20 protein-coding genes and 1 tRNA gene are annotated in these 25552 nt (G+C 40.4%); 10 read left to right on the top strand and 11 right to left on the bottom strand.

The window, feature by feature from the left end; translation table 11 throughout:
* Positions 1–7: 7 nt before the first annotated feature.
* Positions 8–2314 (top strand): bifunctional (p)ppGpp synthetase/guanosine-3',5'-bis(diphosphate) 3'-pyrophosphohydrolase, encoded by a 2307-nt coding sequence (locus tag FTU37_RS04560; protein ID WP_078194183.1) that lies wholly within the window; start codon positions 8–10, stop codon positions 2312–2314.
* A 79-nt stretch (positions 2315–2393) separates the two neighbouring features.
* Complete coding sequence (locus FTU37_RS04555) at positions 2394–3044, top strand: hypothetical protein (protein ID WP_180123878.1); 651 nt, start codon at positions 2394–2396, stop codon at positions 3042–3044.
* Positions 3045–3105: 61 nt separating this feature from the next.
* On the opposite strand, the gene secF is transcribed toward FTU37_RS04555, so the two are convergent.
* From secF to queA, 8 genes are all read right to left on the bottom strand, one after another.
* Positions 3106–4068: a protein translocase subunit SecF gene (secF, locus tag FTU37_RS04550; protein WP_180102843.1), complete on the bottom strand. Its 963-nt coding sequence runs from the start codon at positions 4066–4068 to the stop codon at positions 3106–3108.
* Positions 4069–4078: 10 nt separating this feature from the next.
* Positions 4079–5977, bottom strand: a complete 1899-nt coding sequence (gene secD, locus FTU37_RS04545) for a protein translocase subunit SecD (RefSeq protein ID WP_078194180.1) — start codon at positions 5975–5977, stop codon at positions 4079–4081.
* Positions 5978–6031: 54 nt separating this feature from the next.
* Positions 6032–6361 carry a preprotein translocase subunit YajC gene (gene yajC / locus FTU37_RS04540; RefSeq protein WP_078191271.1) on the bottom strand — a complete coding sequence of 110 codons (330 nt, stop codon included), beginning with the start codon at positions 6359–6361 and terminating at the stop codon, positions 6032–6034.
* Between the two features lie 106 nt (positions 6362–6467).
* Complete coding sequence (gene tgt, locus FTU37_RS04535) at positions 6468–7598, bottom strand: tRNA guanosine(34) transglycosylase Tgt (RefSeq protein WP_180123877.1); 1131 nt, start codon at positions 7596–7598, stop codon at positions 6468–6470.
* A gap of 80 nt (positions 7599–7678) precedes the next feature.
* Entirely contained in the window at positions 7679–8575 is an 897-nt protein-coding gene (locus tag FTU37_RS04530; RefSeq protein WP_180123876.1) for a DUF4303 domain-containing protein, read from the bottom strand.
* Positions 8576–8655: 80 nt separating this feature from the next.
* A complete protein-coding gene (locus FTU37_RS04525; RefSeq protein WP_180050020.1) occupies positions 8656–9222 on the bottom strand; it encodes a LemA family protein in 567 nt (188 codons plus the stop codon).
* Positions 9223–9276: 54 nt separating this feature from the next.
* Positions 9277–10305 carry a hypothetical protein gene (locus FTU37_RS04520; protein ID WP_180123875.1) on the bottom strand — a complete coding sequence of 343 codons (1029 nt, stop codon included), beginning with the start codon at positions 10303–10305 and terminating at the stop codon, positions 9277–9279.
* A 21-nt stretch (positions 10306–10326) separates the two neighbouring features.
* A complete protein-coding gene (gene queA / locus FTU37_RS04515; RefSeq protein ID WP_078191326.1) occupies positions 10327–11367 on the bottom strand; it encodes a tRNA preQ1(34) S-adenosylmethionine ribosyltransferase-isomerase QueA in 1041 nt (346 codons plus the stop codon).
* A gap of 178 nt (positions 11368–11545) precedes the next feature.
* Between queA and FTU37_RS04510 the strand changes: the two genes are divergently transcribed.
* A tRNA-Leu gene (locus tag FTU37_RS04510) sits at positions 11546–11632 on the top strand.
* Between the two features lie 257 nt (positions 11633–11889).
* Here the strand turns inward: FTU37_RS04510 and FTU37_RS04505 are convergent.
* The 3 genes from FTU37_RS04505 to FTU37_RS04495 all read right to left on the bottom strand — a co-directional run bounded on the left by FTU37_RS04505 (position 11890) and on the right by FTU37_RS04495 (position 15528).
* Complete coding sequence (locus FTU37_RS04505; protein ID WP_168378735.1) at positions 11890–12189, bottom strand: HNH endonuclease; 300 nt, start codon at positions 12187–12189, stop codon at positions 11890–11892.
* A 159-nt stretch (positions 12190–12348) separates the two neighbouring features.
* The gene (locus FTU37_RS04500) at positions 12349–12726 is read right to left on the bottom strand and encodes a hypothetical protein (RefSeq protein WP_168378736.1); all 378 of its coding nucleotides are present in this window, start codon (positions 12724–12726) and stop codon (positions 12349–12351) included.
* A gap of 567 nt (positions 12727–13293) precedes the next feature.
* Complete coding sequence (locus FTU37_RS04495) at positions 13294–15528, bottom strand: NADP-dependent isocitrate dehydrogenase (protein ID WP_180113183.1); 2235 nt, start codon at positions 15526–15528, stop codon at positions 13294–13296.
* Positions 15529–16649: 1121 nt separating this feature from the next.
* Here FTU37_RS04495 and FTU37_RS04490 point away from each other — a divergent pair.
* The 7 genes from FTU37_RS04490 to FTU37_RS04460 all read left to right on the top strand — a co-directional run bounded on the left by FTU37_RS04490 (position 16650) and on the right by FTU37_RS04460 (position 25537).
* The gene (locus FTU37_RS04490) at positions 16650–17936 is read left to right on the top strand and encodes a sensor histidine kinase KdpD (RefSeq protein ID WP_180009404.1); all 1287 of its coding nucleotides are present in this window, start codon (positions 16650–16652) and stop codon (positions 17934–17936) included.
* Between the two features lie 92 nt (positions 17937–18028).
* Entirely contained in the window at positions 18029–20788 is a 2760-nt protein-coding gene (gene glnE, locus FTU37_RS04485) for a bifunctional [glutamate--ammonia ligase]-adenylyl-L-tyrosine phosphorylase/[glutamate--ammonia-ligase] adenylyltransferase (protein WP_180009403.1), read from the top strand.
* An 18-nt stretch (positions 20789–20806) separates the two neighbouring features.
* Complete coding sequence (locus tag FTU37_RS04480; RefSeq protein ID WP_180009402.1) at positions 20807–21733, top strand: branched-chain amino acid transaminase; 927 nt, start codon at positions 20807–20809, stop codon at positions 21731–21733.
* An 83-nt stretch (positions 21734–21816) separates the two neighbouring features.
* On the top strand, positions 21817–22707 hold the full coding sequence (locus tag FTU37_RS04475) for a mitochondrial fission ELM1 family protein (protein WP_180009401.1): 891 nt from the start codon (positions 21817–21819) through the stop codon (positions 22705–22707).
* A gap of 13 nt (positions 22708–22720) precedes the next feature.
* Positions 22721–23530 carry a polysaccharide deacetylase family protein gene (locus FTU37_RS04470; protein WP_180009400.1) on the top strand — a complete coding sequence of 270 codons (810 nt, stop codon included), beginning with the start codon at positions 22721–22723 and terminating at the stop codon, positions 23528–23530.
* 2 nt (positions 23531–23532) lie between these two features.
* Complete coding sequence (locus tag FTU37_RS04465) at positions 23533–24522, top strand: glycosyltransferase (protein ID WP_180009399.1); 990 nt, start codon at positions 23533–23535, stop codon at positions 24520–24522.
* Positions 24512–25537 carry an ELM1/GtrOC1 family putative glycosyltransferase gene (locus tag FTU37_RS04460; RefSeq protein WP_180009398.1) on the top strand — a complete coding sequence of 342 codons (1026 nt, stop codon included), beginning with the start codon at positions 24512–24514 and terminating at the stop codon, positions 25535–25537. Before FTU37_RS04465 ends, FTU37_RS04460 begins: the two co-directional genes overlap by 11 nt.
* Positions 25538–25552: the final 15 nt, after the last annotated feature.

The following is a 25552-nucleotide window of genomic DNA, read 5'->3' as shown; positions in this document are numbered from 1 at the left end:
GTAGGGTATGGTCACAGTACGTGAACAATTACCTGGACGTCTCAATGAGCTGTCTCAGGAAACGACTGTAGAACATGCCGAGCAAGCACAGCATGATTTGGCTGAATGGCTAGAGCGTGTGAGTGGCATGTTTGACGGGGCTCCTCTAAAGCAACTCGAAGAAGTTGCACATCTGACCTTACAGAATGAACTTGAAACAACGGTCAACCATCGCTCGAATACCTTCTATACGGGTATTGAAATGGCGGATATTCTTGCTCATCTGTATGCGGATGAAGATACGTTATCAGCAGCCATGCTGTATCGAAGTGTTCGTGAAGGCGTAACCAGTTTAGAAGAAGTCCAAAGCAAATTTGGCGATCAAGTGCATGCTTTGGTGAAAGGCACGCTTGCCATGGGTAAGTTGTCTGACCTGATTGAGCAAAATAAACGTTTAGAAGATCATTTTAATAATAACCAGCGTGAACATTTGACCGGCATTTATAAAATGCTGATTTCGGTGACCGAAGATGTTCGCGTTGTATTAATCAAACTTTCTGAACGTACCTATGCATTACGTGAGTTAGCGCATTCAACCAAAGAGCGTCAAGAGCGTGTCGCACGAGAAATTTTAACCATTTACTCGCCGCTCGCGCACCGTTTAGGGATTGCACAGCTCAAGTGGGAGCTAGAAGATCTTGCTTTCCGTTATCTTGCACCTGAACGCTATAAAGAAATTGCCTCTTTACTGAATGAAAAACGTTTAGAGCGTGAACAATATATTCAGTTCGTGACAGAAAAGTTGCGTAAAGAACTGTTAGATCATGGCATTGAGGCCGAGATTAATGGTCGGGTTAAACACATTTATTCGATTTATCGAAAAATGAAGAGTAAGAACCTGAGCTTTGATCAGCTTTATGACATTCGAGCGGTTCGCGTTTTGGTGGATAATGTACCTGAGTGTTATCACACACTGGGGATTGTTCATCAGATTTGGCGTCATATTCCGCATCAGTTTGATGATTATATTACCAACCCGAAAGCCAATGGTTATCGCTCACTGCACACGGCCGTGATTGCAGAGAACAAATCTTTAGAAGTGCAAATTCGTACGCATAATATGCACGAAGAAGCTGAGCTCGGGGTGTGTTCGCACTTTAACTATAAAGAAGGTTCTAAAACCACAGATTATTCATTTAATCATCGCTTACATTCTTTACGTGCAGTGCTTGAACATTATCAAGAACGAAATGATGCTAGCGCCCATAAAGAAGATGAGGCTTCTGAAAACTTCGAACAAATCCAAGAGTTTGAAGATTTTGAGAAAATCTATGTGTTCAGTCGTGACGGTGATATCAAAGAATTACCACGCGGTTCGACTGTGCTCGACTTTGCCTATCATGTGCATACTGAAGTGGGTAACAAGTGCTATGCAGCACGGGTGAACCAACGTTATGTGCCTCTAACCTATACCCTAAAAACTGGGGAGCAGGTCGAGATTTTAACCAAGAAAGATCGTGAACCGAACCGAGATTGGTTGGTGAACTCGCTGGGTTATATCAAGACGGCTCGTGCACGTGACAAGTTGCGTCATTGGTTCCGTCAGCAAGACCGTAGTAAAAACTTGGAAGTGGGACGTGAGATTCTGAATAAAGAATTGTCACGTTTGGCGATTCACCCGAAAAGTATCGATTTGAATGATTACTGCAATCATTTTAATGTGAAATTGGGTGAAGATATCTTGATTGGCTTGGTGAGTGGTGACATTAGCCTGCATGCCTTAATCAATCAGGTTAACCGTCATATGCACCTCGATCAGGATGAGCCTGAACTGGTGTTAAAACCGACATTGAACCCACGTGCAAGTCATACGCTTTCGGCGCATGGTATTTTGATTGATGGTTTGGACAATGTAGAACTACACATTGCTCAGTGTTGTCAGCCTGTGCATGGTGAATCGATTGCTGGTTATATCACCCTGAATCGTGGCGTAAGTATCCATAAGGTCGCATGTCCGGATTATATCCGTATGATTGGGCAAGAGCCTGAACGTGCGGTTGAAGCGGATTGGGAAATGCAGCCAACTCGTGGTCAAAGTGTGCAAATCGTGGTGGAAGCTTATGACCGTCGTGGTTTGCTTAAAGATCTGACTCAAGTGATTTTCTCAGACCAAATCAATATTCGTCAGGTGAATACCATTTCCGAGAGTGATGGTATTGCCAATATGAAGCTGTTGATTGAAGTGAAAGGCTTGGCGCAGTTGTCGAAACTGTTGGCACGTTTAGAGCAACAACCAGGCATTATTAGCGCACGTCGATTGGTACAAGGTAGCTAAAAATAAAGCTGTATAAAAAACCTGCTGTGTGCGGGTTTTTTATTATATTGAGGGAGAGAAATTATAAAATTGAGTGCTTATGCTGCCTTCAGAGCTTTTTGAAAAGCGTCGACAGAATCTAACACAAGCCATTGACCATTGGGTTGCAACAGGCCCCTTTAAAAATGGTAAAGCTGTGTGTGAACATTTTGGCTTAGCGGTTCCTTTAATTTCCCAATTATTAAATAGTCATCGGCAGATTGGAGAGAAATTTGCACGTGAATTAGAGTCACAATTGGGACTCATTAAGGGAAGTTTAGATAATGAGGTTCAGTTTATAGAACAAGACAAGTGCACTGAGGAGCAAGCAAGCTTGGTCCTTTTTGAAATGCAGGTGGTTGAGACACAGGCATTTTCTTTAAAACCGATTTCAAATGATTCATCTCAATATTCAGCATTATTTAAAAACACTCAAGACCTGTATTTGATTCGCATCACAGCATCGTATTATGCCCCTGTATTACAAGAGGGTTGGCTTGTGGTCTGTGATGAACGGCGAGGGGTAGAGAGATCGGATCTAGCCTGTGTATATTTGCGAAATGGCTTAAATTTAATTTTAAACGTGATACAGCAAACAGATGATACGTGGCAATTTGCAAGTCTAGATCAAAAACGACAGGTGGAATTCCTGCAATCCGATATTGAAAAATTACATCCTATTATTGCGATCTTACCTAGCTCATTTATTTAACGTAGTCGCATAAAAAACCCATCCGAAGATGGGTTTTGATCTGAACTATAAGTTGAAAAGCTTAAGGAATCTCTTCTTCTTCAAATTCAGGCTTCACTTGTACAATGAAGTCTTGACGGTTCAGGCCACGCCATAACGCGAAGGCTGTACCAATGTAGATTGATGAATATGTACCCACAAATACACCAACAAACATTGCAACAGAGAACCATTTCAGACCATCACCGCCCAGTACCATCATCGCCACAACAACCAGTAATAGTGTCATTGAGGTATGAATGGTACGGCGAAGTGTTTCAGTCAAAGCACTGTTCACAACTTCAAGAGGTTCAGCACCGCGAATCTTACGGAAGTTTTCACGAATACGGTCAGATACAACGATGTTATCGTTGAGCGAGAAACCAATAATCGCGAGTAGCGCAGCCAAAACTGTTAAGTCAAACGGCCACTGCATCATGGCAAAGATACCAATGGTCACCACGATATCGTGGAATAAAGACAGTACAGCACCCATCGCAAGTTTGAACTCAAAGCGAATAGTGACATAAACCAGCATGAGCAGTAGGGCAAGACCTACAGCACCCGCAGAACGCACGTAGAGTTCATTACCGACTTGACCACCGACCACATCGACTTTATGCACTTCTGCTTTATTGCCTGGCAATTGAGCAGCAGTCGTAATGGCTTTGGTTAAGTCTTCAGCTTCAATGTCTTTTTGAACTGGCATACGAACCATCAGGTCGCGGTCAGATCCTAAGGTTTGTACTACAGGATCTTTAAAACCAGCTTTTGTCAGCGCTGAGCTCACATCGGTAGATTTTACTGGTTGACTATAGTTCAACTCTGCTGCTACACCACCAGTAAAGTCCAAACCGAGGTTTAGACCTTTGGTGCAAATAAAAAAGATACTTGCGAGCGTTAAGACAATCGATATCAAGGCTGCCGGTTTGGCAATCTTCATAAACGGAATAATGCGCTCGTTGTCCGGACGGCCGTATTGTTTCGGTTGAGTATTTTCAGTCATCTTCGATCTCCTAAATGCTCAACTTCTTCAGGTTACGTTTTTTACCATAAATGATTTGTACGATTGCACGTGTCACGGTAATCGCTGTGAACATCGAGCACACAATACCAATCATTAGGGTAACCGCGAAGCCTTTAATCGGGCCTGTACCAATTGCAAACAGAATGAAAGCAACCAAGAATGTGGTTAAGTTGGAGTCAAAGATGGTGTTATACGCACGATCATAACCCGCAACAATCGCCTGTTTCGGCGAGGCACCCCATTTAATTTCCTCTCGTATCCGCTCACAGATCAGTACGTTGGCATCGACCGCCATACCAATGGTAATTACGATACCTGCAATACCCGGAAGGGTGAGGGACGCGCCAATCCAAGACATAATGGTTAAAATCATGGCAAGGTTAACCACGAGTGCAAAGTTGGCAATCAAGCCGAACACACGGAAGAAGACCACCATCCAAATCGCAACCAATAAGAAACCGATTTGAGTTGATAACACGCCTTTGTCGATGTTTTCTTGACCGAGACTCGGACCAATCACACGTTCTTCCACGAAGTACATTGGCGCTGCCAATGCACCTGCACGTAACATCAATGCAAGTTCAGATGCTTCTTGAGGTGAATCCAGACCAGTAATACGGAACTGAGAACCCAATACGGCTTGAATCGTTGCAGCATTGATGACCACAGATTCGGTATAAGGTGTACGAACTTCAGTTTGTGTGCCTGTTGTAGGATCTGCAACATAACTAATTTTTTGTTTGTTCTCGATGAACAGAACAGCCATTCGCTTGCCTACAGCATTACGAGTGGCTTCAGACATCAACTTACCGCCCGCAGTATCCAAAGTAATATTTACTTCAGCACCACCTGTATCTTGGCTAAAGCCTGATGACGCATTTTGTACACGTTCACCTGTTAAGATACGGTTACGGTTAAGCAATAATTGACGACCGCTGTCCAAAGATTCATAAGCAAATGCTTCTGTACCTGGCGGTAATGAGCCTTTTGCTTGACCTGTGTAAGGATCGATATATTGATCATTTAAGTCAGAAACTAAGCGGAACTCAAGGTTTGCAGTACGACCAAGTACACGTTTTGCTTCAGCAGTATCTTGTACACCCGGTAATTCAACCACAATACGGTTGCTACCTTGAGTTTGTACTAATGCTTCCGCTACACCTAACTCGTTAATACGGTTACGTAAAGTTGTTAAGTTTTGGTTGACAGCATAAGACTGAATTTCTTGTTTACGTGTATCTGTGTAGCTTAGACGAAGAGTCGAACCTTCAGTTGTTGCAACCGCTTGTTGAGTATATTCATTGCCGTTACGACGAAGGAAATCCATAGCTGCAGAACGGTCATCATTATTTGCAAATTGCATCGTAATGGTGTTGTTGTTCAAAGATAAGCTATTGAATTTTAATTTATTGTCACGAAGTTGGCGACGTAAGTCAGCCGCAGACGTTTCCATACGTTGTGAAATGGCTTTATCCATATCCACTTCGAGTAGGAAATGTACACCACCACGTAAATCCAGACCCAGCTTCATTGGTTTAGCACCAATTTTTTGTAGCCATTCTGGGGTAGTAGGCGCAAGGTTCAGTGCGACGACATAATTTTCACCGAGCCCACGACGTAGTGCTTCTTTCGCTTTTAATTGTTGTTCGCTCGAATCAACACGTAATAAAGCGGCATTATTGGTGAAGCTATTGTCATGGCTGGCAATATTTTCAGATTTTAAAATCTGCTCTGCTTTTTGTACGATGCTTTGGTCAATCTGGGTACCGGCTTTGGCACCTGAAATTTGAACAGCAGGTTCATCAGGATACAAACTTGGCAGGGCATATAATGTACTGATGACTAGTACCACTAGAATCAGTAGATATTTCCATGCTGGGTAACGCATTCGTTTTCTTCTTAAAATGAAAAAAGCCGTGCGGGTGCACGACTTATTTTTTGATTAAAGGTTATTTAGAGTGCCTTCAGGCAGAACTGAAATCACACTTGCGCGTTGTACTTTTACTTCTACGCCACGGTTCAGTTCAACAACTGCAAAATCACCTTCGATTTTTGTGATTTTACCCATTAAACCGCCCGCAAAAACAACTTCACTACCAACACCTAGGCTTTCAATTAGTGCACGATGTTCTTTTGCACGTTTTGATTGAGGGCGCCAGATCAAGAAGTAGAAGATTGCGACAAATACCGCAATCATCAACAGGTTTGCCATCATGCTTGGTTGCTGTGCAGCTTCACCTGCCGCGTGAGCAGTAGAAATAAAAAGGCTCATTTCATTTTCCTAAACTAAAAAAACTGGTTATCAATACTTTGATAAATAAATTGGACTTGTTCAGCAATTTACCTTGTCTTTTTCTTCAGCGCAAATGCTGAAAGAATTAATCTTGAGGACAAGGTGGCACTTCCATGCCGCGACGACGATAAAAGTCTTCAACAAACTCATCAAAAGTGCCATGATCGAGAGCATCACGCATCGCTTCAGTCAGACGTAGGTAATAACGTAAGTTATGAATAGTACCGAGCATCGAACCGAGCATTTCGCCGCATTTCTCAAGATGGAAGAGATAAGATTTGGTGAAGTTTGTACAGGTATAACAGTCGCAATGTGAGTCAAGCGGACTTTGATCATGACGATATTTGGCATTGCGAATACGCACTAAACCATCAGTCACAAAATAATGACCATTACGTGCATTTCGAGTTGGCATCACACAGTCAAACATATCGACACCGCGACGAACCGCTTCTACGATATCTTCTGGTTTACCGACACCCATCAAGTAACGTGGTTTATCCGCAGGCATTTTCTCTGGAAGATAATCCAATACTTTGATCATTTCTTCTTTTGGTTCGCCAACGGACAAGCCGCCAATCGCATAACCATCAAAATCAATTTCTTTCAGACCATTTAAAGATTCATCACGTAAATCTTCGTACATGCCGCCTTGGATAATACCAAACAGGGCATTACGGTTTTTCAGCACGTCATGATGTTGAGTTTTACAGCGTTTTGCCCAACGCAAAGAAAGCTGCAATGATTTTTGCGCTTCTTCATGTGACGCAGGATAAGGCGTACATTCATCAAAAATCATCACGATGTCTGAATTCAGCGTGTGCTGAATATCCATCGAAATTTCAGGAGATAAAAAGACTTTAGAGCCGTCAATTGGAGAGCGGAAAGTTACGCCATCTTCTTTAATTTTGCGCATAGCGCCAAGGCTGAAGACTTGGAAACCGCCTGAATCTGTCAAAATCGGGTTATTCCATTTCATGAATTGGTGTAAACCACCATGTTCACGAATGACATCTAGGCCTGGGCGAAGATATAAATGGAAGGTATTGCCCAAAATAACTTGGGATTTAATTTCTTTAATGTCACGTGGGAGCATGCCTTTTACAGTACCGTAAGTACCGACAGGCATGAACATAGGTGTTTCAACAACACCATGTTCAAGGGTTAAACGGCCGCGACGAGCACGGCCCGATTGCGCCAATTTTTCAAACTTCATACAAGGTCCAGATCAAGGCGAAAAAACAGTTCGCTGATGGTAAGAGTGCTAAAAGTGCTCTATTTTCCTTGATTCTGCGGTTAAACGCTAGCTTTGTCGGGTGTTAAGTCTGTAAATTTATAGATTGCGTCTTGTGACAAGGCTTCATCTGAACTCTTGGCATTAAAATAGAACTGGTTAATTCGCTGCAAAATTTCTTCTTTTTCCATCGCAAATGTGCCTTTCGGGTCCGATGTCATGGCCACGATACTGTCAATAAGCTTTTGAATATAAGGATTCGTGGTTGCATAGCTTTTTTCTAAGCTTAAAAGATAGACTTCATTAGCTACATGTAAATAGTTATAAGGTTGTATTTCAACGATTTGAGCCAAATCAATCAGCAGGTCTTTATCATACTGAGACAGCTTCATACGCTTGGGTAAGCTGTCGAGTTGGAGGGGGTGTTTGGATTTGAGAAAATCGTCAAGTTGTGTACTTGGTGTATTTAAAACCTGAGCTGAATAAATCTCTATTTCGGGCTGTGTTGGCAACATGATAAAAAACAGAATATTTTCCAATTCAATGTCGTAGGACTGAACCAAGTCGACTTTTGTTTGTTGTATGGCATTGAGCAAGATTGAAAGATGGTTAGCCGATTCAGACTTTATCGTACTTTTTATAGAAGATGGATCAAGGTTTAAATGGCCCACTTCATTTACAGATGTCAGTTTAAACTGCGCCAAGTCTTTACTTAAAGCCGGTAGGCTACGATAGCGCCATTTCGACACATTCCATCGATCATGCACTGCAAGATATTGAGCAGAATCTTCATCTTCGGCAAAAATACTACGCTGCGTAGAGACTGCGATATAGTCCATGGACAAATAGGGATTGAACACCAACGTACATGCGTAAATATGGTCGTCTTGGTGCTGCTCATAGCGTTTGAAAAACGCCTGAATCAGCACATTTTTCAGTGCATTAATTTGATTTTGCATATTTTATTTTTCTTTCTAGTTTTGGAGGTGCTTGATCACCTCATCATTATTTTTTTACTTTTGTGCATTAAAGCCCGAACTTAAAAGTTCGGACGATAATCAAAATTTTGGCTGGCAGCTTGATCGCGGAAAGGGCGAACCGCTTTTTTACTCAGCAATAGCGTATTAATAATATTGTTAGGAAACACTTGAATGTGGTTGTTGAACAACTCGACGTTGCGGTTAAAAATAGTAATTGCCGCACCGACATTTTCGTTTTGTTCTTCAATTTCATTCATCATTTTCAGATAAATATCATTGGCTTTGAGCTCAGGATAGTTTTCAACTACAACATTCAGGCTGCGCATCAGATCTTGATTCAATGCTTCGATACGCTGTAATTGGCTGACATCGGTACTATTTACGTTCAAATTCATAATGTTTTGACGGAGTTCAGTGACTTTTGCCAAAGTCCCTTGTTCAAAATTGGAATATTGCTCAACCAAAGGCTGTAATCCATCTAAAATTTTGATTTTTTGACGTTCATAGCTGGCTACATCTGACCATGCACGAATGGTTGCATTGTGATGTCGGACAATGTTGTTGCGAATCATGATTGCGCCAATCACCAATACAATGATGATTAAAACAAAGATCAAAAGCCCCATAAAATTTTATCCTCAAGATAAAAGGTCGTAGTTTAAAACATTATTGTATGAAATCTATTTTAAAAACTGCGTTAAGTCGTTTTTCAAATTTTCTAAAGCATTTAATTTAAAGGTTCTGAGATGTCCACGCAATGCAGAAACATCCTGAATTCGTTTTGCTTTACTACTGACTTTAAATAAATCTGTAGAGCCAAGATAGCACATTATTCGGTGGCTCGGATGAAATAGCAGATCACCTTCACGGTTTTGAAAAAAATCCGCCAGTCGGAGGACAAATCCCGGGCTGAGTAATTTAGCCATTTCCATTTGGTTATCGCCATAAAACTTTAATTTTTGATTGGTTTGGATGTCGCTGCTGTGCCAAGGAAAACTATAGGGATAGCCAAAGTTTTTGCCTGTTGCAGATACGGCAAGTCCATGGATGCCAATATCAAAAACAAATACGCCCCACAGGTCTTTATGAATTTCTTTGACCGTGACTTCATCACCGTCTTTGTCACGTACTTTCAGTTCATTCACATAGTGATAATGAAAGACCATGACCTGATGCTGTTGCTGATTTTCATCTTCCCAAACGGTGCTCGCGAAGGTCTGAATATCATTCGAAAGGCTGCCTTGCTTAAATACGGGGAACATACGTTTAAGATTGCCAATAAATTGTAGATTATTCAGCGGCATTGAAATGTATTGAGGCTGTCGGTTAAAAGCCAGTTGGTATTTTTTTGCGATGCATTCGGTTTCCAAAAACGCAATAACATCTTCGAGCGGGTCATCTTTTTCATAGCTGATATAGGCCCAGAACACCATGACCAATCCCGCAGCAAAGCAGAGCTGTGCCCAGCCATGATCGGGCTGAATTACAATAAACAGCATGAATCCGATACCCAGTGCGGCTAAAGCCAGCGGCAGTAAATTTTCAAATTTGAGTGTAATGGGAGCATTCCATGGATGCAGTCCATCGAGGAGCTCTTGGTGTGTTTTGGCGTTTCGGCCTATATCCCATAGCCGAGCAATATTCTGAAAAACAACTTCATTCTTTTTGCGACGAATATGGATGGAATGCTTTACAGAATCTATCGGCATAGGGATGATTTCAGCGTTCGATTATTTGTGGTTAATGTTATCAATTAACATCGCATCGCCATAACTAAAGAAGCGATATTGGCTGTCGACGGCATGGTGATAGGCATTCAAAATATTGTCTCGATTAGACAACGCTGACACTAACATGAGCAGGGTAGACTCAGGTAAATGGAAGTTGGTAATTAAACGATCGACCACTTTGAACTCATAACCAGGGTAGATAAAGATTTGCGTATCACCTGTCCAGCCCTTGAGTTCGCCGCCATTGGCTTGAGCGGCACTTTCAGTCGCGCGAGTCGCTGTAGTACCGACAGCAATGACTTTATTGCCACGTGCTTTTGTCTCACGGATTAAAGCCATAGATTCTTCTGACACGTCACACCATTCGCTGTGCATGATGTGATTTTCAATGTCATTGGTACGTACGGGTAAAAATGTGCCTGCACCCACATGCAAGGTAACAAAGGTTTTATTCACACCTTTGTCTGCCAATTTTTTGAGTAGCGCTTCATCAAAATGTAAGCTTGCTGTTGGTGCTGCAACTGAAGCCAATTTGGTCGGATCGTTAAAAACAGTTTGGTAACGTTCGGTATCAATCGCTTCTGCTTCACGGTTAAAGTAAGGCGGAATCGGTAAAGCACCGTATAAATCTAAAACTTGTAAAATAGGCTGTGAAAATTCCACAACAAATAAGTTTTCATGACGGCCTTGAACGGTCACTTTAACTTCGTCTGGACCAATAAATAATTCCGCACCTTCTTTAGGCGTATTGCTGGCTTTAATGTGGCAATGTGCGGTTTTTGGGTCAAGAATACGTTCAACCAAGACTTCAACTGCACCGCCAGTTGCTCGTTTGCCTTTCAAGCGGGCTTTCATTACTTTGGTATCGTTCAGTACCAATAAGTCACCTTCATTGAGCAAGTCTAAAATGTCAGTGAAATGATGGTCGTGATATTCGCCATTCAGGTCAAGATGGAGCAGGCGTGATGCACTACGTGTTTCAAGCGGATAGCGGGCAATGAGTTCGTCAGGGAGATTGAAGTTAAAGTCAGAAAGTTGCATGTTAAGAAATCTGAAAAGGAGATAATGAAATTTGGCTTAGTATAAGCTTTTTTAGGTTTTAACGCTGAAATTGATGGATTATCCATCTAAAAATTCTTATACGGTTTATTTTTAATCAAATGAGAACATCATGCGTTGACAAGTTTTTGAAACAGTTTATTATACGTTTCAACACCTTCCCGAGGTGGTGAAATTGGTAGACGCGGTGGATTCAAAATCCACTATCAGAGATGATGTGTCGGTTCGAGTCCGACCCTCGGGACCAAAATTCTAAAAAACCCCAAGCTTATTAAGACTTGGGGTTTTTTATGTCTAAAAGTAATGAATTATATAAAATTCCTAGAAAATTTCCAATGATTTCACTAGCCACGTTTCAGGTGGTCACTTCGTAAAATGAGTACCTGAATTTTGTTTGGGTACTCATGGTGGAATCAGATGCTAAGCTTAAATTATTAGATCAATACAATAATCAAATGTGATTGATCGGGTGTCTTATAGGGCTTGTAGTATTTAAAAGATTTATTAACTATCTAAAGCTACTTTGATGACATCTGCAATTGTCTCAGTGTTGACACCTCTTTTTCGAGCATTCTCAGAGTGGAACCAAGTTGCTAAGTCTTTATTGCCTTTAGATGCATTGCAGCCAACACAGCACAATGCAATATTGGTTAAGGTTGTAATTCTTATATCGTTGATAATGTGTTCCCAAGACTTCTTGTTGGCTCTTTCAGTACCAAACTTTTTGCCGCAATATACACAGCACAGGTCTCGCTCCGAGACCGCATCTTCTATGTGCTTTGGTATTCCCCATGAATTTGCCATTTTAGGTTTTCCTTATTTTATGGCTGTAGTCCAATGATATATTTACTAACTTTTTAGTGTAGTTAAGCATCTCCGCCAATGCCGTATATACTCTCTCTACGTAAATGAAACAGTACTACTACCATTCAAATTAATTCCTATTCATGTAGCTAACTCTTGTTAAGAAACAGGCATACCTGCTTTATTACAATCTCTTTCCGTCACATCCATCACAGCTTTAGAATTTGAAATTATTTTCTGAAGTTTTTTAGCTTTTTCTAAATTTTTATATTTAGCTTTTTTTGTTACCGCAGTTGTTTTATTCATATATGTTAAAGAGCTACAACTCAAAAAGAAGACTTTTTTATAGTCAGAATCAGTTAATTTAGCACCACTTAACTCTTTATCTGCTAGACGATCCATAGCTGCTGAATTGTATTTTATACCTTTTTGATAAGGTGCTATTTCTTTATTAAATTCAGTCAATAGGGAGTTTCCTGCGGCTACTTCTAAACTTACAGCACTTAAGACTATTAGGAAAAAAATTGCTCTTTTCATATCAATATCCAATCATTCTTTATTAATCGTCTTTCTGTTTGAGAAAGCTAATATCGCCTTTTATGAATCTATATCCCCAGTATAGAAAAATTGGTAGCAGAAAAATTACAAATTCTTCCGTAGTTCCATCAAATAGAAGCAGTAAAGGAAACAGTGAATATATTACAGTTATGACGATAGCTATTCTGTCTTTTTTTACCATTTTAATTCTGCGTAAATTCTAAAATTATATTGGCTAATATTACCTAATATTCTTTAATTTCATATAGCTGAATTCGATCAACTTTAGCAATAATATCTCTGTTTTAATCATTTAATTGGTTTGATAACCTACTGTCATAGGAATAAAACAATTTATTGAGTCGAATACATAACATGACTACCGAAACACCAAAAAACTATAGTTGAATGAAAAATCCTAATCTTTGATCACTCACATTCATAAAATTTAGATCTAAGCATTAAATGAAAGAGTTGTCATAACACTATATAAATGAGGGTATAAAAAAACCAGCGCTTTCGCGCTGGTTTTTTTACATCACTAACTTGCGTTAGTTTTGCATCAACTTATTGAGCAGCCTCAAGAGCAGCATTTAAAGTTGCGCTTGGACGCATTACAGCATTTACTTTTGCTGTATCTACAGCGTAGTAACCACCGATGTCCGCGGCTTTACCTTGAACTTCAGCAAGTTCTGCAACGATTTTTTCTTCGTTTTCAGCAAGTGCTTGAGCAAGAGGAGCGAATTTCGCTTTAAGCTCTGCATCTTCGTCTTGCGCAGCAAGTTCTTCAGCCCAGTATTTAGCAAGGTAGAAGTGGCTGCCACGGTTGTCAAGTTCGCCAGTACGACGTGATGGAGACTTGTCATTGTCAAGCAATTTACCAGTCGCAGCATCAAGTGTATTTGCAAGAAGTTTAGCTTTCGCGTTGTCTTCTTTGATGCCCATTTCTTCAAGAGAAACAGCAAGTGCCAAGAACTCACCTAAAGAATCCCAACGTAAGTGGTTTTCTTCTACAAGTTGTTGTACGTGTTTAGGCGCAGAACCACCCGCACCAGTTTCGTACATGCCGCCACCAGCCATTAGAGGCACGATAGAAAGCATTTTCGCAGAAGTACCCAATTCCATAATCGGGAACAAGTCTGTTAGGTAGTCACGTAGGATGTTACCAGTTACAGAAATTGTATCTAGGCCACGAGCAACACGTTCAAGTGTATAACGCATAGCACGTACTTGAGACATGATTTGAATGTCTAAACCAGTAGTGTCGTGCTCTTTCAAGTAAGTTTGAACTTTCTTGATGAGTTCGTTTTCGTGTGGACGGTACGGGTCAAGCCAGAAGATCGCAGGCATTCCTGAGTTGCGTGCACGAGTCACAGCAAGTTTCACCCAGTCACGGATTGGAGCGTCTTTCACTTGGCACATACGCCAGATATCGCCTTCTTCCACGTTTTGTGACATCAACACTTCACCAGTTTCTAGGTCGGTGATGTTTGCAACACCCGCTTCAGCGATTTCGAAAGTTTTGTCGTGTGAGCCGTATTCTTCAGCTTTTTGCGCCATCAAACCAACGTTAGGAACTGTACCCATAGTGCGTGGGTCAAAGTTACCATTCCATTTACAGAAATTGATCATTTCTTGGTAGATACGCGCGAAAGTAGATTCAGGCATTACAGCTTTACAGTCGTACTGTTTGCCGTCAGCACCCCACATTTTACCGCCACCACGGATCATTGCAGGCATAGATGCATCTACAATTACGTCATTAGGTGAGTGGAAGTTCGTGATGCCTTTTGCAGAGTCAACCATTGCAAGTGCAGGACGGTGTTCTTGGCAAGCATGTAAGTCAGCAATGATTTCTTCACGAAGAGAAGTCGGAAGAGTTTCAATTTTTTCGTAAAGACCAGACATCCCGTTGTTGATGTTAATACCTAACTCATCAAACAATTTGCCGTGTTTTTCGAATGCTTCTTTGTAGTAAATCTTCACACAGTGACCGAAAACGATTGGGTGAGACACCTTCATCATGGTCGCTTTTACATGTAGAGAGAACAAAATGCCAGCTTCTTTACAATCATCTAATTCTTTTTCATAGAAGTCGCAAAGTGCTTTTTTGCTCATGAACATTGAGTCGATGATTTCGCCATCTTGAAGCGCAACTTTTGGCTTAAGAACAACAGTTTCACCAGACTTAGTGATCAATTCCATTTTTACATTGCGAGCGCGGTCTAAAGTCATAGACTTTTCGCCGTGGTAGAAGTCACCTTCGTCCATGTGAGAAACGTGAGTTTGTGACCACTGTTTCCATTCGCTCATAGAGTGAGGATGTTTCTTCGCGTAATTTTTTACTGCAGTAGGCGCACGACGGTCAGAGTTACCTTCACGAAGTACAGGATTTACAGCAGAACCTAGGCATTTGCTATAACGTGCCTTGATTTCTTTTTCTTCCTCAGTCGCTGGGTTTTCTGGGTAGTTCGGAATTGCAAAACCTTTAGACTGTAATTCTTTAATGCAAGCAGTTAATTGGCCAACTGAAGCACTGATGTTCGGAAGTTTGATAATGTTTGTGCTTGGATCTTGGGTTAATTGTCCAAGCTCTGCCAAGTTATTTGGCACCTTTTGTTCTTCGCTTAGGTAGTCTGAAAATTCAGCGAGTACACGTGCTGCAACTGAGATATCGCGTTTAACGATTTCAACGCCAGCAGGTTTAGTAAAGGTTTCAATGATCGGCAGCAGAGAGTAAGTCGCCAATAATGGCGCCTCGTCGGTCAGTGTGTAGATGATAGTTGACTTTCCACCAGCCATATATAGCCCCTTGCTTTAGATTGTGTCTTTGAGGTCTGAGCTTGTGGCTCGCCTCTATGAACCGATTTGCTTAAATAAAACTATGAAAGTATCGGGGTTCATTGCTTTTCAGTCAACGCAAGATCCTGTGATGTGGTCATTTCGTAGAAAAATGATACAAAAGAAGTGCAGTTTGACGCCCAATTTTAGCGCAAAACCGAGAAGGGGAATATTGAAAGCTTGTTATTCATAGCTTAAAGCTATTGAACTATTAAATTTATATCATTTTTTTGGGGCTGATCTGTTCTTTATGGCTCGTTCGAAATTTAGTTGTAAAGCAAAGCGTAGGACAGGTCAAACCGAATGCCTTAACTTTTAGGTGTAGATTTGGTGCGGAAGTTCGAAAATTAGTCAGGATCTGTGACTTTATAAAAGAACGACGTGCGTTTGATGCCCCGTTTGACTTTGAAAGGTCGCGGAATGTTTATGCGATAACTTATAGATCTGATGAATAAGGCATGGCACTTTTTCAGCTTCAGTCATTTGGGTGAATGAGTTTATGTACAGCAGAAGCGTGAATCGAATCTTTAGCTTAGTTTAATAAATTAAAAGCGAGACAGTTTTGTTTGAAGTAGCAATGACACGCTCAACTGATAAAAACTAATAAATTAGTCTAATAGAAAAACTTAAAAATAGATTCATTTAGTGTAGCTGACTGAAACGAGCATCCTGATGAGCAATCTGGTCATAGAATAGTCATAAAACTCACTATTTTTTGTGATGTAGTTAAAGAAAATTAAACCCAGTTTTTTAGGTCTTATGTAAGTAAATATTTCTTTTGGTCATGTTTTTAGTTTGAATAAAACGCGAAAAGTACGATTTAAAATAAACAGTTAATAAAATTTAAATTAATTTAAGTTTCTAATTTTATTGTTTTAATTTTTTTTTACCTTTAATGTTATGTTCTTTATAGATATTTTTATTTTCTAATTGGATGAAAGTTCGATTAAATAGCGCATTCGTAAATGATGTTTGTTTTTTTGTTGGGTTTTGTTATTGAGTGTTTGGGCTATTTTTGCTATTAATCTTGAACATAACAGTTGGTTTTTATCTTTAAGATAAACCCTGAGGAGAGCAACGGGATGGCTTTACGTTTACTGGATATTGGTACACAAACCGAATTATTAACTGCCTGTCGTTTGTCTTTATTGATGGGGGTTTATACGGACGACAACCGCATTGCAGAATTTTTAAAGTTCGCGCGTGGTATTGTGCAAGTCGAGAATGCTGTCCTCGCATTTAAAAATGAACCTTATATATGGTATGCGTCAGAGCACATATTTAAGGCCTTTATGGCCGAAGCTGATGATGATCGTCTAGATCAGTTTTTTGCTGAACATTCTCGTATAGACCGAGACGCTGAAAATTACCAAGCTTATTCCAACTATATGCAAGAACTTGGATTAGGGCATCAGCGTTTAGTCGCTTTCGATTTAAAATATGATCAAGACTCTATTGGTAAAGTGATTTTGTTTGATGATCAAGTCACTGCATTTGAATCCAAACAATTAAAGATCGTTGAAGAATTTGTACAAAGTCTAGTCAATATTATTCAACTTCGCGTTGAAAATGCCGAATTAAAAGAAGCCTATGAACAGCAGTCGGCACTTAATTTTAGTAAGACTAAATTTTTCCAAATTATTGCGCATGATTTAAGAGCACCTTTTCATGGTCTATTGGGCTTTTCTGAAGTTTTGGCGCAGGAACGCAATACCTTAGATGATTCAAGTGTGCAAAATATTGCAGACTATTTATATGACACCACACAGTCGACGTATAACCTTTTAGAAAGCTTATTAAACTGGGCTATGGCAGAAGGTGGTCGCTTTGTTTATCACCCGATTAATTTTGATTTACATCAGTCTGCAAAAATCGTAAGTGATGTCTTAAATAGCTTGGCTGTGAAGAAAAATATTCGACTGATCAATGCCGTGCCTGAAGGCATTAAAGTCAATGCAGATATCAATATGATCACATCAGTGATGCAAAACTTGGTGTCAAACGCATTGAAATTTACCCATACCGATGGTAGAGGTGTGGTGACGATTTCAGCCGATCGAGATGGAGAACGGGTTGTATTCACTATTCAAGATACTGGATTGGGCATGACCCAAGCTCAGATTGATGATTTATTTCAGCAAAAACTGACGGTTAGTATTAAAGGTACGGCAGGAGAACGTGGTACGGGGTTGGGTTTAGTCCTTTGTAAACGTTTTGTGGACTTAAATCAGGGTGAAATTGTGGTGAACTCGAAAGAAGGTGAAGGCACACAATTTAAAGTCTGGTTGCCACAGGCGACGAGCCTGCATCAAACCCTAAATACCGAGAGCAGCAGTGCACAGAAAGATGCGACCTTAAGTGAACTTTAATGCGCATCTATTGGTATAAAAGCCTAAAAATACTTTTCCCTAAGCGTTATCAACTGTTATAACTAGAAAAAAATCACGCTAGGGTTTGTGAAATGAATGCGGAGCAATTGCAGAAAACATTACGTGCCAGTCAATATGCTGAACAGGTGCTCGGAATCCATCAGGCCAGTTTAGAACAAGACTATGCAATTGATCAGTTTCAAACCTCGCTCAGTACAGCACAAATTCAACATTTTGTCGCAAGCAGCCTCGCTGATATCCAAGATGAAAATAGCTGGATGCGTGCAATTCGTGTGCTGCGCGCACGTCTCATGTTTCGTTGGATTTGGCAAGATGCCAATCAACTCACCGATGTCGTCACCTTAACGCGAGAGCTTTCAGACTTTGCCGATGCGTCCATCTGTGCGGCAAAAGATTTTGCACTAAAGCCGTTGATTGCGAAATATGGCGAACCGCTAGGCTATAAGGGGAAAGTTCAAGACCTAATTGTGGTTGCCATGGGAAAACTTGGTGCACAGGAACTTAATCTTTCAAGTGATATTGATCTTATTTTTGCCTTTGATGAACAGGGCGAAACCAATGGTCGAAAATGTATTGATGTACAGCAGTTCTGTATTTTGTGGGGACAAAAATTAATTTACCTGCTTGACCATATTACCGCAGATGGTTTTGTCTTCCGTGTAGATATGCGCCTTCGCCCATGGGGTGATGGTTCTGCCTTGGCAATCAGTCATGCGGCATTAGAAAAATATTTAAGCCAGCATGGACGCGAATGGGAGCGCTATGCCTGGATTAAGGCACGGATCGTCACTGGCGGTAAAGAAGGCGCCGAGTTACTGGAAATGACCCGACCTTTCGTCTTCCGTAAATATGTCGATTACACCGCTTTCGAAGCCATGCGTGAAATGAAAGCCATGATCGAACGTGAAGTGCTACGTCGTAATATCGAAGATGACATTAAACTCGGTGCAGGCGGAATTCGTGAAGTTGAGTTTATTGTTCAAGTCTTTCAGCTCATCTATGGCGGTTCAAAACTCGAGTTGCAAGACCGTCAATGTTTAGTGAGTTTGCATCATTTAGGTGAAGTTGGATTATTAGAAAATACCGCGGTTGCTGATTTAGAAGATGCGTATTTATTTTTACGTCGTATTGAACATGCGATACAAGCGCTCAATGATCAGCAAACCCAATCGTTGCCACATGAGCCTGAACCCCGCCAACGTATTTTAGATACTTTAGGTTTTGCATCTTGGGATGACTTTTTGCATGTACTCAATCAGAAGCGTGCCAAAGTCATTTACCAATTTGAACATCTTATCAAAGAAAAAGAACCCGATCCGTTATTGGAAAGTTTTAGTCATTTAGAAGCCCAGTTGAACGATGTTCTAGATGATGATGCCAAAAATTTAATTCACGAATTTTGGTATGGACATGCGCTGAAAAAATTACCTGCCAAAGCTGTACAGCGCTTAAAAACCTTTTGGCCACATCTCATTGAGGCGATATTACAGTCAGATAAACCTCAGGTGGCCTTACTACGTCTCATGCCTTTGGTGGAGTCGGTGCTGCGCCGTACAGTCTATTTGGTGATGCTGATTGAGAGCAAAGGGGCATTACAACGATTAGTGAAAATGGCAACAGTGAGTCCTTGGATCTGCGAAGAATTGACGCATTATCCCGTGCTGTTGGATGAGTTTTTGTCGATGGATTTTGAGCTGCCAAAGCGTAAAGATTTAGAAGACTCTCTACGTCAACAACTGCTTCGAATTGAAATTGATCAAGTTGAAGATCAGATGCGTGTTCTTCGATTATTTAAAAAATCCAATGTCTTAGCAGTAGCTGCTAGTGATGTTTTGGCCGAAAGCCCGTTGATGAAAGTATCGGATGCATTGACCGATATTGCTGAAGTGTCGGTGAATGCAACCTTGCATTTGGCATATCAAATTGTTGCCAAAAAACATGGTTATCCAATCGATGCAGAAGGGCAGCGTTGTTCGATTGATCACACGGCTTTCGCGGTAATTGGCTATGGCAAGGTGGGTGGCATCGAGCTAGGTTATGGTTCGGACTTGGATTTGGTCTTTATTCACTATATGGACGAACAAGCGGATACCGATGGACAGAAACCAATTAGTGGCTTTGAATTTGCCATGCGGGTGGCACAAAAATTTATGTCCTTAATGACCACGCAAACCCTAGATGGTCGAGTGTATGAGGTGGATACACGTTTACGACCTTCGGGAGAGGCGGGGTTACTGGTGACCAGCTTAAAAGCCTTTGAGCAATATCAACAAAAGAATGCTTGGGTCTGGGAGCATCAAGCTTTGGTCCGTGCCAGAACCATTGCAGGTGAGCACAGTTTACGGATTGAAATTGAAAACTTGCGCTGCAATATTTTGACTCAGCCACGCGATGAGAACAATGTTCGTGCAGAAGTGCTAAAAATGCGCCAAAAAATGAAAGACCATCTAGGTTCTTCTAAAGAGCAGCAAAAAGATGGAATTTTTCATTTAAAACAAGATGCAGGTGGTATCGTTGACATCGAATTTATGGCACAGTATGCAGTATTAGCATGGAGTGGGTCGAATCCCGATCTCGCCCATTACTCTGACAACGTACGAATCCTTGAGGATGCCGCAAGAACGGATTGCTTATCCAGCGCCGATGCGACAGCATTGATTCAAGCTTATCTCCGTGAACGAGCCGAGAGCCATCGTCTAGCACTTGCGAATCAATCCATGCAAGTTTCAGCTGATGATTGGCACGATACCCGAGTGGTCGTTTGCAAGCTATGGCAAAGATTAATTGATCCAACTGCAACGTTTGCATTGGATAAAAATGACTGTGTATAAAAATTTGGAGTGTGTGCCATGAACTTGGCTGATCGTGATGGTTTTATTTGGCAAGATGGACAATTGGTTGACTGGCGTGAGGCGAAAACTCACGTATTAACACATACATTGCATTACAGCATGGGTGTGTTTGAAGGCGTCCGTGCTTATGAAACTCCGAATGGAACGGCTATTTTCCGTTTAAAAGAACACACTAAGCGTTTATTAAATTCTGCAAAAATTTATCAAATGAAAGTCCCATTTGATCATGCAGTATTAGAACAAGCTCAAATTGATGTGGTTCGTGAAAATAAATTGGCTTCTTGCTATTTACGCCCAATTATTTTTATTGGTTCAGAAAAATTAGGTATTGCAGCAACTGACAATACAATTCATGCCGTTGTTGCTGCATGGAGCTGGGGTGCTTACCTTGGTGATGAAGCGATGGCGAAGGGTATTCGTGTTAAAACGTCTTCATTTACGCACCATCATCCAAACGTGACCATGTGTAAAGCAAAAGCATCTGGTAACTATACTTTGTCCATTCTTGCACACCAAGAAGTGGCACATGCTGGCTATGACGAAGCAATGTTACTCGACCCACAAGGTTATGTATGTCAAGGTTCAGGCGAAAATGTATTCTTAGTTCGTGATGGTGTGATTCATACTCCTGACATCGCGGGTGGTGCACTTGATGGTATTACTCGTCAAACCATTATTACGATTGCGAAAGACCTTGGTTTTGAAGTAGTTGAACGTCGTATTACACGTGACGAATTCTACATTGCAGATGAAGCATTCTTCACAGGTACTGCTGCTGAAGTGACGCCAATCCGTGAATATGATGACCGTCAAATTGGTGAAGGTTGTCGTGGTCCAATCACTGAGCAAATCCAAACTGCATTCTTTAATGCGGTTCAGGGTAAAGACCCTAAATATGCGCACTGGTTAACTTACGTAAAATAAGCTGATCGGTTAAGATGAAAAGGCGAAACTAAGTTTCGCCTTTTTTATTGGCTTGAAGATATTGAATTTTTTGGAACGAGACTATGCATATTGTTTATGTCAGTGATGGTAAAGCAGGACATCGCTCACAGGCTCTAGGTTTATTTAAGGCCATGCACAAGCAAACAAATATTGAGTTAACTTTTGAAGAAATTTCAATTGATCAGCTACCACTCTTGAGTTTATTGACTGCATATAAAAAACAAAAACATGCTGCAGTATCGCAGCCACCTGATTATATTTTTGGGGTAGGCAGTCATACGCAATTACGTGTTTTATTGATGGGTAAAGTTTTTCCATGTGCGAAAACTGTCATTTTAATGAAACCAAATTTTCCTTTGTCTTGGTTTGATCATGTGATTATTCCTGAACATGATGGTGTACCAGAGCAGGCAAATGTGATTGTTACACAAGGTGCGTTGAATCCCATTGAAAATGAGCAGCGACACATAGCAAACCGTATTTTGATTGCGTTAGGTGGTTCATCTAAACGGCATATTTGGAATGCAGATAAGGTGATGTCTGCGATTGGGCAGATTGTGCAGCAGAACATGCAGTGTGACATTATTTTGACGAGTTCTAGGCGTACACCTGCTGATTTTTTACCTGCAGTGGCTCAGCAAAGTTTTGCTTCACAACTGCAAATTTTTCCAGTTGATGAAACGCCGCAGGGTTGGATTTTTGAAGAGATGCAAAAAGCGGAAGCTGTATGGGTGACTGAAGATAGCGTATCTATGATATACGAAGCACTCACCGCAGGCTGTAAAGTGGGGCTTGTTCAGATAGATCGAGCGAAAGAGGATCGAATTACGCGTTCCGTGCAGCATTTGATTGATCAAAAACTTGTATCGAATGCTAGACAAATTGCTGAATTATATTCTACGACTGCTTTTAAAGAAGCAGAGCGTGTGGCAACATATCTTTTAATCAAGTAGCTGTGATTTAATCGTGATTTATATTCTGATTGTTTTATTTATCTTGTTGTTCGCATTCAGTTATAAGTACGCATGGTGGAAGCCAGCAGTAGATTGGGATAGACCACGAATTTTAATGTATCACATGGTACGTGAGCATATAGATGGTGCAAAGTTTAATAAATTACGAGTTAAGCCTACTGAGTTTGAAAAGCAAATAGCATGGTTAAAAGCAGAAGGTTTTAACTTTGTAACTATGCAGGAATTACAAGATCATTGGGGGGAGCATCCTGCAAAAACTGTTGCAATCACTTTTGATGATGGTTATTTAGATAACTTGGAAAATGCTTTTGCAATTTTAGAAAAATATCAAGCCAAAGCGACGATTTATGTAGTGGTAGACCGACATGATCGAGATTGGTCAACCTACAAAAAAGCGCATCATAATAGTGGTGAACTTGCCCGTGAACCTAAATTAAATGATGAACAAGTCAAATTTTTATCAAATTCTGGTTTGATTGAAATTGGTTCACATACAATGACCCATGCGAATCTTGCAAAGTTGGATGATACTGAATGCTTAGATGAGTTAACACAATCCAAGCAATCACTTGAAAGTTTGATTCATCGCTCTGTAAATAGCTTTGCATATCCATTTGGTATTTATGCAGCGCGTGATGTAAGTTTGGCGCAGCAGGCAGGATATACCAATGCAGTAACAACACAAGAAGGCATAGATGGGAAAATGCCTGATTTTATGCAATTGCAACGTATTAAAATCAGCGGAAAAGATTCATTATTTGCTTTTAAATTGCGAATGAAATTGGGGAAGCGGGAAGGTTAGTGATGAAAGTAGCATTGGTCATGGCAGGTGATGAAGAAGGAGGGTTAGAAAAACATGTTGTTGAATTGGCTAACTGTCTAATGAAACATCACCAAGTCACAGTTGTTGCACATGAAAAGTACCGTAGTCGATTAAAAACAGAATTTATCGGAATTGATCTGTCGAAGAGCAGAAGAAATATTATTGTTCTGTTTCAACTTTATAGAGCATTGAAAGCACTTCAATCTGATATTGTACATGTACATGGAAATAAAGCTGCTGCAATGGTGGGTAGTATTTTAAAATTTCTACCGACTAAAAGTGTTGCCACTTTACATAGCCGTAAAAAAAATACCAAAATGTTTAAGGGTTTTGATGCGGTGATTGCAGTGAGTCCCAATGCCGCAGAAACTTTAGAACATCCTAATAAGTACATTATTCTAAATGGAATTGAACCGCCTGAGCTTAATTCCGATATTAATAAAATAACTCCACCTGTCGTTTTGGCTGTAGGAAGATTAGTGCCCGTTAAGGGTTTTGATCTTTTAATTCAAGCATGGCAAGACATACCAAATGCACAGCTTTGGATTGTAGGAGAAGGTTTTGAAAAGCAAAAGTTGGCAACACTTATTAATGAGTTAGCTTTACAAAAGAGTGTAAAGTTACTAGGTTTTCGTAATGATATTACTGATTTGATGCAGCAAGCTTCTCTTTATGTGATGTCATCTCATTATGAAGGATGTCCATATACCATGATAGAGGCTTTGCTTTGTAAAATACCTATGATATCAACAGCTGTAGGGGCAATGACCCAAATTTTACCTAAGCAGTACCTCTGTGCTGAAAATGATGCAAATGCATTACATCATCTGATCGTACATGCTTTAGAAAATTTAAAACAAGTAGAGCATGATTTTATGCCGGTATTTGCTGGTGCAGAAAAAAACCTAGTTTTAAATGGAATGGTCAAGAATATTGAAATGGTCTATCGTGAGGTGTTAGATGGAAAATAGTCACCTGATGATTTTAGCTTTAACGGATGGTAAAGCAGGACATGAAACACAAACCAAGGGTATACTCACCTTACTGAATAACGGAAATCAATATGAAGTACAGTGGCTCAAGATTTACAAAGTCAGTAAATTAACGAAGCATATACTCAAAGTTTTTTTGCCTATTGTGAGCCCGAAATGGGCATTAGGTTTTTATCTGGATACTGTTCAATTACAAGTTTTACAGTCAGATTGTGCTCTCCTTGTTTCAGCCGGTGGTGAAACACTTCTGCCAAATGCCTTGCTTAAAAAGTATTTTCAGCAGCAGGGGAAAGCTACCAAGAATGTGATTGCAACCTCATTAAGAGGGATTCCAGCTTGTTATTTTGATGCTGTATTTACTATTGATGATAAATACAAAAATCAAAAACCTTTTATTTATTACCCAATTGCACCAAATAAACAACTTACTTTTCAATTGGAACATAGAGTTCAGCAAGCAAAGCAAAATCTGGATTGTATGGAACAGAAAGCACTGATTATTTTAATTGGTGCAGATACTAAAACATCCAAAATTGGGACTTCTTATGAATGGATTGAGTGGATTAAGTACCTGGCGCGGAACTATCCAGATTGGAAAATTCTGATCAGTACATCCAGGCGTACACCCGAAGATTTTGAGAAGGATCTACAGCAGGCCTTCACTGGAAATCCACAGATAGCTTTAACACTAGTCAATCATGGTCAGCAATGTGATATTGCTGATTATATTTATGCAGCGGACTTAATCATTTGTTCACCTGAATCAACCTCGATGATCAGTGAGGCGTTGGTGAGTGAAAAGAAAGTGTTGATTCCTGTATTCAAATCCAGTGTATTTGATAAGGAACTTGAAAATTATCTAGCTAAGTTTGAGCGAGAGCGATGGCTTAGTAAGGTTTATATAGATAAAATGGCAGACCTAATTGGAGTTGTTGAGAAGATTACACCACAGAAACATAGAATGAATTTGCTCGATCAATTCAAAAATATTTAACTCTCACCATAGAAG

The sequence above is a fragment of the Acinetobacter sp. YH12097 genome, assembly GCF_013419225.1.
GTDB lineage: Bacteria > Pseudomonadota > Gammaproteobacteria > Pseudomonadales > Moraxellaceae > Acinetobacter > Acinetobacter amyesii.
The sequence above is the reverse complement of the archived record's forward strand: the minus strand, read 5'-3'. Positions and strand labels throughout refer to the sequence as shown.